Genomic DNA, 11,688 nt, shown 5'->3' on the forward strand with positions numbered 1-11,688 from the left:
GTGGAAGTTTGCCGAAAGCGAGGCACCGGCCTCGCCTCGCCCTGTTGGCCGCGCTGATCGCCGCTGAGCCCGCCTATGCCAGCTGCGCCAGCGGCACGATCTATACGGCGGTCACCGAGCCGTGTGTGCTGGGGGGCAACAAGACCCTGGTGGCTACCGAGGAGGGTTCGATCACCGTGAATAGCGGGGCGGCGGTGACGGTCGACCATGTCATGGCGGGAGGCAACCGCTTATATAACAGCGGCAGCCTCGGCGGTGACCTGACCAATCATGGCCAGTGGAATCCAAAGCCATACCCCATTCCCAGGCTCCGCCGGATGGCCGACCCTCATCTCATCAGGTCAGCCGCACTCAGGGCGTTGCCTCAGAAGTCGTAACTCACCGTCGCCATCACATTGCGGCCTTCGCCGTAGTAGCACTGGTACAGGCTGTTGCACGCCGCCACGTATTTTTCATCGGTGAGGTTGTTGAGGTTCACCCGCACGCCTACGCCTTTGAGGCCCACCTGGCCCAGGTCGTAGCCCACCAATGCGTCGTAGAGGGTGTAGGCGGGGATGCGCAGGGTGTTTTCGGCGTCGGCCCAGCTTCGCCCGAAATAACGCACGCCGGCGCCGAGTTGCAGGCCAGCCAGCGCATCTTCGCTGAAGTGGTAGCTCGCCCATAGCGAGGCCATGTTGCGCGCGACGGCGGTAGGGGTGTTGCCCTTGTTGTTGACCCCGGCGGTGCCGACGAAGTCCTTGGTGTATTCCACGTTCAGGTAGGTGTAGCTGGCGATCACGTCCAGATCCTTCACCGGCTTGACCCGCGCTTCAAGTTCCACCCCGCGGGATTCGATCTCGCCGACCGCGCGGTAGAAGCTTTCGTTGGAATCCTTGCTGGCCAGGTTGGATTCGGTGAGTTCGAACACCGACGCGGTGAACAGGTTATCGGTGCCAGGCGGCTGGTATTTGACCCCGGCTTCGTATTGTTTGCCTTTGGTAGGCTTGAGTAGGGCCAGGTCCCAGCCCGTGGTGGTCTGGTTGTACGCGCTGGTGGTGTTCGGGTTGAAGGATTCGGAATAGCTCACATACGGCGAAACGCCATTGTCGAAGGCATACAGCACGCCCACGCGACCAGTGAACTGGCTGTCCTTGTCATGATCGGACTGGTCGCCGTAATAGGCGTCCTCGGTGTGCTGGAATGCTACGTCTACCCAATCCTGGCGTGCCCCCAGGGAGAACCGCCAGCGGTCCAGGCTGATGAGGTCCTGCACGTAAAGGCCGGTTTGTTTCAGCTGGCGGCTTTCATCGTACTGGTGCGCCGTGGTCAGGCCGGCGGGCGGGGTGTAATCGGTATAGGGGTTGCTTGACGTGAGCGCGCCGGCGGCGCTGTCGTAGTCCACCTTGGCCCAGCGGCGCTGGTAATCCAGGCCTGTGACCAGAGTGTGGCTCAGCCAGCCGGTGTTGAATTCGAACTGCAACTGGTTATCCAGGCTCCACGCGTGCAACACCTCGTTGGCCCCGGTGTACGCCCGGTACAGGTCCCCGGCGCTGGTGGTATAGCCATACTGATACACCTGCCGCGAATCCACCCGCGAGTCCACGTACATCAGGTTTTGCCGCGCCGAAACCACATCGTTGAAACGGTGCTCCAGCTGATAACCCAGCATCTGCTGGTCACGCTTGAACCGCTCCAGGTTGTCGTCGCCTTCGAAGAACGAGCGCGATATCCGCTGCCCGTTGAACGAGGTCACCGTACCGCTGGCCGGCAGGCCGCCGTGGTAGCCGCTGGAGGGGTCATGCTGAAGCATGGCCAGCAGGGTGAGGCGGGTTTCTTCGGCCAGGTCGATGCTCAAGGAAGGCATCAGCGCGTAACGCTCTTCGTCCACCCCATCGACCTGGTTGCCGGCCTTGCGCGCCACGCCGGCCAGGCGGTAGGCCACGTTGTCCGTCAGCGGGCCGGTGAGGTCCAGCGCGGCCTGGCGTTCGTCCTGGCTACCGTAGGACAGCTCCAGATGGCGGTGGCTTTGGAACTCCGGCTTCTTGCTGGTCAGGGCCACTAGGCCGCCGGGCAGGCTACGGCCGTAGAGCACCGACGATGGCCCCTTGAGGATGTCGATCCGTTCGATGAAGAACGGGTCTACCTGCAGGCTGCTGTAAGTGCCGCTGTCACCCAGCAACTTTTGCCCGTCGAGGAAGATATTGTCGACCGAGCCGTCATTGATGCCGCGCATGGCCACGTAATCGTAGCGGGTGGTGGCGCCGTAGGGGCTGCTCATCACGCCTGGGGTGTAGCGAACCGCCTGGGCCACCGTGCGCGAGCCCTGATCGTCCATCTGCTGGCGGGTGACCACCGAAACGGTTTGTGAGGTTTCGGCCAGCGGCAGGCTGGTCTTGGTCGCCACGCTGCTATGAGTGGCGTTGTAGCCCTCCATGCTGCCCAGTGCGTTACCCAAGGCGAAGCCTTGCACGGTGGTGGTCCCGAGGGTAACGCCGTCCCCGTCAGGCAGGTTCATCAAGCTGTAGTTGCCGCTGCTGTCGCGCACGGCTTGCAAACCGCTGCCTTGCAGCAGGCGAGCCAGCCCTTCGTCCACGCTGTAGTTACCCTGTACGCCCGGGCTTTGCTTACCTTGGGTCAGCTGAGCGTCCACGGCCAGCAAGATGCCGGCGTCACCGGCAAACTGGCTCAGGGCCGAGGAGAGGGGGCCAGCAGGAATGGCGTACGGCTGGCTGGGCGCGCGCTGGACGCTCGGCAACGTTTGCGCCTGCACGGGTTGCATAGCCAATACTGGGGCAGCGAGGAGGGCGGCGCGCAGGGCAATGGGCAGCGAGCGCGCGGGCAACCGGCGAAGGGGCAGAGGGGGCATGCGTCACATCCTTTATCAGCGTTGCGGGCCGATACGAGGGCCCTTTGCCTGTAAGCCACGCGAGCGCCGAAAAAGGGAACCGCCCGGCTGACTTTTTTACGCCAGGGGCTGGCGCGGCTGCACTGTGAGCCACCACGGCAACGGCCGCCGCACGATCACCGGCAAGGCTCGCTCCAGCGCGGCGAAGATCTGTTCAGGTTCCGCCAGGGGGAACGCGCCCACCAAGCGCAGCTCGGCGACCCGGGGGTCGCACCCCAGATAGCCGTGTTGGTAACGGCCCAGCTCCTGAATGAACGCCCCAAGCGGCATGTTATCGGCCTGGAGGACACCATGGGTCCAGGCTTGCGCTCCCGGGTTCAGCGCGCCCAGCGGGCTCAACCCGTCACGGCGCAACCGGCCGCGCTGGCCCGTCAGGAGGGTGCCTCCAGCCTCTGCTGTAACAGTGCCCTGATAGGCGATGACCTCGGTATGCCCCGGGTATTCACGCAGGCCGACCCGCTGGCCATCCAGGCGCAGGTTGCCGTCGGGAGTGCCCAGGCGCATCCCCATGGCGCCTTCGAGCAGAAGTTCGCCGCGGTACAGGGTGATGCTGTCAGGGCTCAGGTCCGCTGCGCTTCGGGTGTTGAGCCACAGGCCCGCGCCGCCGGGCAAAGGCACCTGGCGGATCTCACCGAGCGCGGTGCTGCGGTCGGCCCGCATCGGCTGCCAGGCCCCGGAACGTTCGCCCATCGCCAGAAGGCAGCCGCCACCCAGCACCGCTCCGATGCTGAGTAATCGACGCCGGCTCACGCCTGTACGTAACGCCTGGTGCGCCGCTGCCGGCTGTGGAATACGCGCGAACTGGCCGCTGATGGCTTCCACGCGGTTCCAGGCCTGGCGGTGCTCGGGGCGCGCATTCATCCACGCCTGCCAGGCGGTGCGTTCGTTGGTGCCGTGCTCACCTTGGAGCGTCGCAAACCACTGTGCCGCCTGCTGCAATACCTCATGGGCCAATGGTTCATGGGAGGTGGCCATGGGTCAGTCCTGTACCGCGGTGAGGCAATGCAGCATCGCTTGCGCCATGTACTTCTTTACCATCCGTTCGGAAACCCCCAGCCGCTCGCCGATCTCCCGGTACCCCAGGCCGTCGAGCTGCGACAGCAGGAACGCGGTGCGCACCTTGGCCGGTAAAGCCCGGAGCAGAGCGTCGACCTCCAGCAAGGTAGCGATGACCAGTTCGCGAGCTTCCGGCGAGGGCGCCACGGCGATCGGCTGTTGCGCCAGCGCTTCAAGGTAGGCGCGCTCGATGGTTTGCCGCCGCCACCGGTTCACCAGCAGCGAATGCGCCACGGTCGCTAGATAGGCCCGGGGTTCGCGCAGCAACGACAACTCCTGCTCCCTGGCGAGCAGGCGGACGAAAGTGTCCTGGGCGAGGTCGGCGGCATCATGATGGCAGCCGGTGCGCTTGCGCAGCCAAGCCTGCAGCCAGCTGTGGTGGTTTTGGTAGAGCGCCGCCAGAGGGGCGCCCGCGAGTGCTGCGCTGCGGGTCATGAAAGGCACGGTTCGCAAATAGGTGCTAAATGATAATGCTTATCAACTGATTTTTACAATTGTCATCGGCCACACCGGCCAGCGGAAGGCTTTGTATTGCTTTTGACACATCCTCGGCACCTGCCTATACCTTGGTTTCACCTCTAGCAGGCAGGGTCGTGTCATGGACAGCGTCAACCCTGGTCAGCTTCGGCAGTTGGCCTGCGCACCTGTTTCTCGTCCTCCATTCATGGCTACCGGTCTCAGTATCGCCCTGGTGGCCGCGCTGATCGCTGCCGAGCCTGCCTACGCCAGCTGTGCCAGTGGCACGATCAATACGCAGGTGGCCGAGCCGTGCGTACTTGGCCGCAACAAGAACCTGATGGTTACCGAGCAGGGTTCGATCATTGTGGGCAGCGGCGCGGCAGTTACCCTTGAACACGCCACCGCTGGGGGGAATAGCCTTTATAACAGCGGCATTCTCAGCGGTGATCAGGCCCTTGTACTCAACGGCACCACAGCCACAGGAACCCTGCAAAATACGGCCACTGGTGTGATGGAAAGCCTCACGGGTTCGGCAGTGCGGATCAGCGGCAGCACCTTTACAGGCAACTTCGCCAACGCTGGGCAGATATCAGCACCGCAAAACGGTTACGGTGTAGAGGTGTTGCAAAGCACCTTGAAGGGCTCGCTAAGCAACAGCGGCACAGTGCAAGGCGGCATAGGGGTGTTCGAAAGCCGCGTGACCGGGGACATCAGCAACACGAAAGCCGGGACGATGGAGTTGTACCTCAACGGCACTACCCTGGATGGCTCGATACGCAACGCTGGCAACATGGCTGCCGGCAACACCGGGCTGGCGCTGGCCAACGCGCTGATCAAGAAGGACGTGCTCAATTCGGGTGTGATGGGCGGGCTGGAGGGTGTGAGCATCCTGTCTACCACCGTGCAGGGCAGGGTGAGCAACACCGGCGAAATCAACGGCACCACCCAAGGCCTGTTTATCAACGGCTCTACCTTGCGGGGCGGGCTGAGCAACGCCGGTGAAATCATCGGCTACAGCCAGAACACCATTCGCTACAGCACCCTGGGCGGCCTGGAAAACAGTGGCACCATCCGCAGTTACATTACTGCGCTGTTGCTCGACAACACCTTTATCCGCGGCAACCTGAGCAATAGTGGCAGTTTTTTAACCTCTAACACGGGCCATGCGGGGCTGGAAATGATTGCCGGCACCGTGACCGGCAACCTCGTCAACGCTGGCACGCTCAATGGTGGCCCGCGCGGATACGGGCTGATCACCTCGCTGGGCACGGAAATAGATGGCGATGTGCTCAACAGTGGCTATGCCATCGGCTACCAGGGCATGCGCCTGAACGACACCGAAATCGGCGGCAGCTTCACTAATACCGGGCGGTTGTTGGGTGGCCTTACCACTGGTCAAACCGTGGGCGATGGGCTGATGATGGTCAACGGCCGTATCGGCGGTAACCTCAGCAACCGTGGCGCGGTGCAGGGGCGCGACGATGCGATCGTGCTCGTGGGCGCGCACATCGAAGGGCAAGTGGTGAACACCGGCTTCCTGGCGGCGGGGCGCAATGCGTTGCGTCTGTTGAACACGCAAGTCGACGGCGGGCTGGTGAACTCAGGCTCTATCGCTGCCCGGGAAGGTGGATATTCCCTGTACGTGGACAGCGACAGCCGGCTGGATGCGCTCTACATCGCCGACGACCACGCCCGCTTCGAAGGGGAGGTGTATGCGCCGGCCACTACGGCTACGGTGTACAGCACAGCCCGCTACATCCTTGAGGCAGTAGACCGCTGGACCGTGGGCAGCCTGGTGAACCGCGGCACGCTGGTGTTGCAGGCGCCTGCCAGCCGCGCTGCCACGCCGGCAACCATTACTGGGGACTACACCCAGCGCAGCAGCGGGGTATTACGCACCGAGGTGAACGACGCCACCCACTACGGCAAGCTGGTGGTCACCGGCACGGCAACCTTGCCCAGCGCGGCGCGCATTGACGTGGACGTGGCCAGCGCCAGCCAGCCGTTCCGGGTAGCGCAGTTGCAGAATGTGCTCAGCGCAGGCACCTTGAAATCCGATGGCACCTATGCCGTGACAGGCAATTCGGCGCTGTTCGATTTTGGCGCGGTGAAGGATGGCAACACGGTCGACCTCACGCTTGCGCCTCGTGCCGACAACGGCGTACGCGCCGCAGTGGCCGCCGCTGGCCGGAGTGAACTGGCCAGCGTGGCCGCAGTGGTGGATGCACAGATCAGCCAAGTTAGCGCGAGTGCGCTCACGCCTTATTTTGTAAGCGCGGGCAGCACCGCAGAAGTGGCGGGCAGCCTGGGCCAGACAGTGCCGCTCGGCAGCGCTGGTTTGCGTGCCAGCCAGGCCGCCTTGATGGAGATGAGCGACGCCCTGCAAACCCGCCTGCTACCCACCTCGACGGGCGCGGGGTTCAACCCGGGGCAACCGGCGCAATTCTGGTCCAGGTCGTTCAATACCCTCGCTGGCCAAGGCCGGGATGCCCGCAGCGGCAACACTGGCACCGTGATCGGCATCGATACGCGCGTATCACCCAGCCAGCGGGTGGGCCTGGCATTCGCCTATGCCAAGGGCGATGCCGTGGGGGGCGGGCTCGATTCCCCCCAAAGCAGCCGCCTGGACCTGTGGCAATTCAGCGGCTACAACGCCTATACCCTGGCGCCCGACACCGAGCTGATGCTGTACGCCGGTGCTGGCCGTAACACCATCAATGGCCAGCGCAACCTGGATATCGCCGGGCTGAACGGGGATGCCAAAGCTCAGTACACCAGCCTGATCGCTACCGTAGGCAGCAGCTTGGGCCATGCCTATCAGTTGAGTGAAGCCACCCGCCTGGTGCCGGCCTTGCGGCTGGACTACAGCCATATTCGCGATGACAGCTATCAGGAGCGCGGCGTGAGCGCGCTGGCGCCCTTGCTGCTCAAGGTGGATGCGCGCCAGACGGACCAGCTGATCGCCGGGTTAGACAGCCGGCTGGAGCATGCCTTCAGCCCGAACGGCGCGCGGCTGAGCCTGAACGTGGGAGTAGGGTACGACCTGATCAACGCCGACAATAGCGCTACCGCCAGTTTCGCCGGTGCGCCGGGGCAGCGTTTTACCACCGCCGGCAGCGAGGCCAGCCCCTGGCTGATGCGCGGCGGCCTGAGCTTCGCCACGCCGTTGCCACGTGGGGCGGAACTGTCGCTGAGTTACGATGTGCAGACTCGCAGTGACTACAGTGCCCAAGCAGCTACGTTGCGGGTGAGCCTGCCGTTTTAGCCGGCGGCGGCAAGCTCAATCATTGATATGCCGCCGCACACACTGCACTAGCCCCTGCAACGGCCCGGCTTCCACCGGGGCCAGCACGCATACCGTGTGCTCGCGTTCACCTTCGCTCACGGTAAGGGTGTAATGCTGGGCGCCCCTTGGGGCCCGCGTGGGTTGTTCCCCCTGTGGCAAGGCAAAAAACCGCGAAGCCTCCACCAGCCCGCGCAGCTCCTGTTGATCGGGCGGGGGCAGGGTGTCCACTTCCAGGGTGCGGGGCTTGCTCAGGCCGGGGAAAACTGCTACCCCGCCGGTTTCGCAGAACGAAATACGCATGGTGCATGGCTCCCTGGTGGTTCAGCTCAAGGCGATCATCATAGCGCGATCCCTACCGCCGCCCAGCCTTCCTTCACCGCTTGCTGCGGGGCTTCGCCCACGCCATACAAGCGGCCGGCCACGTCGAAGCTGATGCGGGCGAACCGCAAAAATCCCGTGTTAGGCCGCAGCCGCGGGTCACGCAGGGTGTCGTACCAGATCCGCCCGGCTTTCTCCCACGCCGGCCCGCCGATGCGGGTGGCTACCTGGTAGAACGCATGATTGGGAATGCCGGAATTGATGTGCACGCCGCCGTTGTCGTCGAAGGTATGCACGAAGTCGTCCATATGGCCGGGCTGCGGGTCCTTGCCCAGCAGCTTGTCATCGAAAGCTGTACCAGGCGCCTTCATCGAACGCAGCGCCACGCCGTCGATCTTCTTGGTGAACAGGCCCTCGCCGATCAGCCAGTCGGCGGTTTCCGCGGTCTGCTTGAGCGCGTATTGCTTGATGAGCGAGCCGAACACATCCGACATGGACTCGTTCAACGCGCCGGACTGGTTGAAATACATCAGCTTGGCTTCATCCTCCGTCACGCCATGAGCCAGCTCATGGCCGATGACGTCGAGCGCCACGGTGAAGCGATTGAACAACTGCCCGTCGCCGTCGCCGAACACCATCTGCGCCGAATTCCAGAACGCGTTGTTGTAGCCCTTGCCGAAATGCACGGTGGCATCCAGCGCCAGGCCCGCATCGTCGATGGAGTTGCGGTCGAACACCTCGGCGAAGAAATCGAAGGTTGCGCCCAGCCCGTCATAGGCTTCGTCCACGGCCGGGTCACCACTCGCCGGCTGCCCCTCGCCGCGCACCAGGGTGCCAGGCAGGGTTTCGGTTCCGTCTGCCGTATAAATTGACCGCCGCTTGCCCACGAACGCCGTAGCTGCCTGCGCCCTGGCACGGGTGGGCTGCGCCGCCATGCGCAGCGAGCGGAACGTGCTGTCCTTCGCGCGGGTGCTCAACGCGGCATCACGCTGCGCCTTGTTGCCATGGCGGGCGATTTGATCCAGCAGGTAAGGAGGAATAAGGCAGAGGATGGGGTTGCGAGAGTGGTGTTGGCACATGCGCGGCGTCCATCGGAGGGAGATGAAGGCAGTCTAGACCATTGAACTGAAGTGATATTTCTAAGGTTTGGTTTCGTTTTTAAGCAAAAACGCTTTGGTTTCATAAAAACGAAGGTATAGTTTCGAAATGCAGTACTACTGCGGTCGCGGATACGAAAACGAAACTATAGCTTCGATTCTGGAGAGGCTCATGTCCTATAAGCAGGTGCAAAGCCCCGAGGAAGTGGGGGCAATCATTCAACAGCTGCGTAAACGCACAGGTATTCGCCAGGACGATATGGCGGCCATTGTGGGGCGTAGCCACGTCACCCTGCGGGATGTCGAGAAAGGCAAAGCGAGCGTGGCGATTGGCACCGTGCTGCAACTGCTCGATGAGCTCGGCGTGCGGGTGTATCTGGACGTACCTTCATGAGGCTGCTTCAGGTGTTCCTGGACGAGGCGGAAGTAGGCGAGCTACAGGAACACGAAGGCCTGTGGCGTTTCAGCTATGCGGACAGCTGGCGGGCTTCTTCCTCGGCTTTTGATCTCTCGCCAGCCATTGCGCGGGCGGCAGGTACCGTCATTGATGGGAGCAGCGTGAGGCCTGTTCAATGGTTCTTCGATAACCTGCTACCTGAGGAGGGCGCCCGGCTGCTGCTGGCCAGGGACGCTGGTGTCGAACAGGCGGACGCCTTCGGGTTGCTGGCGTGTTATGGAGCAGAATCCGCAGGCGCGCTCACGCTGCTTCCACCGGATGGCCAGTTGGAAACGGGTGGCCTGCTGGCTCTGACGGATCACCACCTGAGCGAGAGAATTCGTGCCCTGCCGCGAATATCGCTAACCGGGAATGCTCCGAAGCGGATGTCACTCGCCGGCGCGCAGCACAAACTTGCCGTTTCCATCCGGGAAGGACTGCTTTTCGAGCCTGTTGGCAGCTACCCATCTACCTACATTCTCAAACCGGACCATCCCGATACGGAGGGCTACCCGCACAGCGTAGTGAACGAGTGGTTCGCAATGTCGGTTGCCAGGCACGCGGGGCTCACCGTGCCTGAAGTGGAGATACGCCGCGTACCTGAACCGGTTTACCTGATTCAGCGCTTTGATCGTACGTTCGGTGAGGAACCTGCAAAACGGTTGTACGTGCTTGATGCGTGTCAGCTCCTGGGGATCGGGGCCATCTGGAAGTACCAGAAAGCCACGCTCGAAACCCTCGCCCAGATCCTCGACCTTTGCCGCTTCAAGGCTGCAACACGGATAGCGCTTTTCCGGTGGCTCGTGTTCAACCTGTTGATAGGCAACAACGATTCACATCTGAAAAACCTATCGTTCTTCGTAAAACCCGACGGCGTTGAGCTGGCCCCTCACTACGATCTTCTATGCACTGCTGTCTATTCGCCGGCCAACGATTGGCTTGGCTCGGATCTGGTCTGGAAGTTAGGCGGGATGCGCTGCCACGCCGATGTAACCCGCGCCAGTGTGCTGGAAATGGCTGCTGCTCTGGGTGTACCAACAAGCCTGGCAACCCGGGAGTTGGACAAGCTTTGCGCAACGGTGCCAGCCGGGGCAGCACACTGGTACACGACGTATATGCAGCAGCTATCGGCTGGCGAAGCCCGGCTGGTGCGGCAGATCATTCACGGCGTAATGAAAGACATGTTGGCTCGGCTCGGCCCAGGGTAGGCTCTTTTCGCAGGCCTGGGTCAACAGGCCGCAAACTGTGCGCTACCATCACAGGCCTTCGATGTCACACAGGCCGAATCAATGCCAACCCGCCCCCGCAGCTTCAAGCAAGTCGATGTCTTCACTGCCACACCGTTGCTGGGCAACCCGCTGGCCGTGGTGCTGGATGCCGGAGGCTTGAGCAATGAGCAGATGCAGGCGTTTGCCCGCTGGACCAACCTCAGCGAGACCACCTTCGTGCTGCCCCCCACAACAGCAGGGGCGGATTACCGGGTGCGGATCTTTACCGCCGTTCGCGAGCTGCCGTTTGCCGGCCACCCTACGCTGGGTACCTGCCATGCGTGGCTTGAAGCCGGGGGCAAACCACAGGGTGAGGAAATCATTCAGGAATGCGGTGTAGGCCTTGTACGGGTGCGTGAGCAAACGAGCCAGCTGGCGTTCGTGTGCCCGCCGTTGTTGCGCTCGGGCTCCCCGACCCGCGAGGAACTGGAGCGGGCCTGCCGCGGCTTGCGGCTGGACCCGACCGAGGTTGTATCCGCCGAATGGGTGGACAACGGCGCCGGCTGGCTGGCGCTGCGCCTGCGGGATCGGCCCACCGTGCTGGGCCTGGAGCCCGATTACGCCGCGCTAAAGGGCTTGGCCATCGGTGTGTTCGCGCCGTGGAATGAAGCGCTGGACGGTGGCGAGGCGCAATTCGAAGTGCGCGCGTTTATCGCTGATGACGGCATGCCTGAGGACCCGGTGACCGGTAGCTTGAATGCGGGCATCGCCCAATGGCTGCACCGCGAAGGCCTGGCGCCGGACCGTTTCGTGGTCAGCCAAGGCACCGTCCTCGGCCGTGCCGGGCGGGTGTACGTGGAGCGCAGCGGCAAGGACATCTGGCTGGGTGGGCATGTGAGCACCTGCATCGATGGGCAGGTGAGGTTGTAGGGCTACCGTTCGCG

At 63.1% G+C, this 11,688-nt stretch carries 10 protein-coding genes; 5 read left to right on the plus strand and 5 right to left on the minus strand.

Translation table 11 applies throughout. The features are described 5' to 3' along the window. Positions 1-44: 44 nt before the first annotated feature. Positions 45-377, plus strand: a complete 333-nt coding sequence (locus LG385_RS07740) for a hypothetical protein (protein ID WP_225773774.1) — start codon at positions 45-47, stop codon at positions 375-377. Here the strand turns inward: LG385_RS07740 and LG385_RS07745 are convergent. The 3 genes from LG385_RS07745 to LG385_RS07755 form a co-directional block, all read right to left on the minus strand. Then, positions 365-2,845: a TonB-dependent siderophore receptor gene (locus tag LG385_RS07745; protein WP_225773775.1), complete on the minus strand. Its 2,481-nt coding sequence runs from the start codon at positions 2,843-2,845 to the stop codon at positions 365-367. The two genes, LG385_RS07740 and LG385_RS07745, sit on opposite strands and share 13 nt — an antisense overlap. A 96-nt stretch (positions 2,846-2,941) precedes the next feature. Continuing rightward, a complete protein-coding gene (locus tag LG385_RS07750) occupies positions 2,942-3,859 on the minus strand; it encodes a DUF4880 domain-containing protein (RefSeq protein WP_225773776.1) in 918 nt (305 codons plus the stop codon). A gap of 3 nt (positions 3,860-3,862) precedes the next feature. Further along, entirely contained in the window at positions 3,863-4,375 is a 513-nt protein-coding gene (locus tag LG385_RS07755; protein ID WP_225773777.1) for a sigma-70 family RNA polymerase sigma factor, read from the minus strand. Positions 4,376-4,604: 229 nt separating this feature from the next. Between LG385_RS07755 and LG385_RS07760 the strand changes: the two genes are divergently transcribed. Further along, complete coding sequence (locus tag LG385_RS07760) at positions 4,605-7,664, plus strand: autotransporter outer membrane beta-barrel domain-containing protein (protein ID WP_225773778.1); 3,060 nt, start codon at positions 4,605-4,607, stop codon at positions 7,662-7,664. A 15-nt stretch (positions 7,665-7,679) separates the two neighbouring features. Here the strand turns inward: LG385_RS07760 and LG385_RS07765 are convergent, their stop codons facing one another. Together LG385_RS07765 and LG385_RS07770 are read right to left on the minus strand one after the other, a co-directional pair. After that, positions 7,680-7,985 carry a protealysin inhibitor emfourin gene (locus tag LG385_RS07765; protein ID WP_181116469.1) on the minus strand — a complete coding sequence of 102 codons (306 nt, stop codon included), beginning with the start codon at positions 7,983-7,985 and terminating at the stop codon, positions 7,680-7,682. 38 nt (positions 7,986-8,023) lie between these two features. Then, the gene (locus LG385_RS07770; protein ID WP_225773779.1) at positions 8,024-9,082 is read right to left on the minus strand and encodes a M4 family metallopeptidase; all 1,059 of its coding nucleotides are present in this window, start codon (positions 9,080-9,082) and stop codon (positions 8,024-8,026) included. A gap of 190 nt (positions 9,083-9,272) precedes the next feature. Here LG385_RS07770 and LG385_RS07775 point away from each other — a divergent pair, with 190 nt between their 5' ends. The 3 genes from LG385_RS07775 (at position 9,273) to LG385_RS07785 (ending at position 11,674) form a co-directional block, all read left to right on the plus strand. Next, the gene (locus tag LG385_RS07775) at positions 9,273-9,494 is read left to right on the plus strand and encodes a helix-turn-helix domain-containing protein (protein WP_225773780.1); all 222 of its coding nucleotides are present in this window, start codon (positions 9,273-9,275) and stop codon (positions 9,492-9,494) included. Continuing rightward, the gene (locus LG385_RS07780; RefSeq protein WP_225773781.1) at positions 9,491-10,744 is read left to right on the plus strand and encodes a HipA domain-containing protein; all 1,254 of its coding nucleotides are present in this window, start codon (positions 9,491-9,493) and stop codon (positions 10,742-10,744) included. The genes LG385_RS07775 and LG385_RS07780 overlap by 4 nt, the downstream gene beginning before the upstream one ends. Before the next feature lie 81 nt (positions 10,745-10,825). After that, complete coding sequence (locus LG385_RS07785) at positions 10,826-11,674, plus strand: PhzF family phenazine biosynthesis protein (protein ID WP_225773782.1); 849 nt, start codon at positions 10,826-10,828, stop codon at positions 11,672-11,674. Positions 11,675-11,688 lie beyond the last annotated feature (14 nt).

Source organism: Pseudomonas sp. Marseille-Q5115, assembly GCF_916618905.1.
GTDB classification, from domain to species: domain Bacteria; phylum Pseudomonadota; class Gammaproteobacteria; order Pseudomonadales; family Pseudomonadaceae; genus Aquipseudomonas; species Aquipseudomonas japonica_A.